The sequence below is a fragment of the Prevotella multiformis DSM 16608 genome (assembly GCF_000191065.1).
Taxonomy (GTDB): domain Bacteria; phylum Bacteroidota; class Bacteroidia; order Bacteroidales; family Bacteroidaceae; genus Prevotella; species Prevotella multiformis.
Map to the genome: position 1 here is coordinate 1 of NZ_GL872300.1, position 723 is coordinate 723.

Annotated in this window: 1 protein-coding gene; it reads left to right on the forward strand. The window is 45.0% G+C overall.

What is annotated here, in order from left to right; all coding sequences use genetic code 11:
* Nucleotides 1-723 (forward strand): IS1182 family transposase (locus tag HMPREF9141_RS12370; RefSeq protein WP_007369116.1); only part of this gene is annotated, 723 nt, incomplete at both ends.

Here is a 723-nt window from a genome sequence, read left to right on the forward strand (position 1 = left end):
ATATTCACACAAGTCGTATTAGTACTTGCAGCCAAAGGTTTGATAAGTCTTGACGTTGAATATATTGACGGCACAAAAATAGAATCGAAAGCCAACAAGTATACCTTCGTTTGGAAGAGAACCGTGGAAAAGAACCGCGCCAGGTTGCAGGAACAAATACGCACACTCCTGCTTCAGGTTGATGATGTCATAGCGCAGGACAATGCCGCTAAGACAGAAGGTGTCGAGTTTACTGCAGCTCTGCTCGATGAGATATCCGAGGAATTGAACAAGTCTTTGGAATCAGCCCCTGAGCCTAAGACAAAAGAAGAGAAGCAGGCTGTTAGAACCAAGAAAAAACAGCTTAAAGAACTTGAGAAGAAACGTAATAAACTCCAGGAGTATGACCAACACCTTGAGATTATGGGAGAGAGAAACTCCTACAGCAAGACCGACCCTGATGCCACGTTTATGCACATGAAGGAGGACGCTATGCGGAACGGACAGACTAAGCCTGGATATAATCTGCAGATAGCAACTGAGAACCAGTTTATCACCGACTTTGCACTCTATGCTAACCGTACAGACACGCTCACACTTCCTTCTTTCCTGGAGTCTTTCAACTCACGCTACCATCGTTATGCCAAGACAGTCGTAGCCGATTCGGGATATGGCTCCGAGGAGAACTATCTGTTCATGGACGTACATAATATGGAAGCCTATGTGAAGTATAACTGCTTCCAT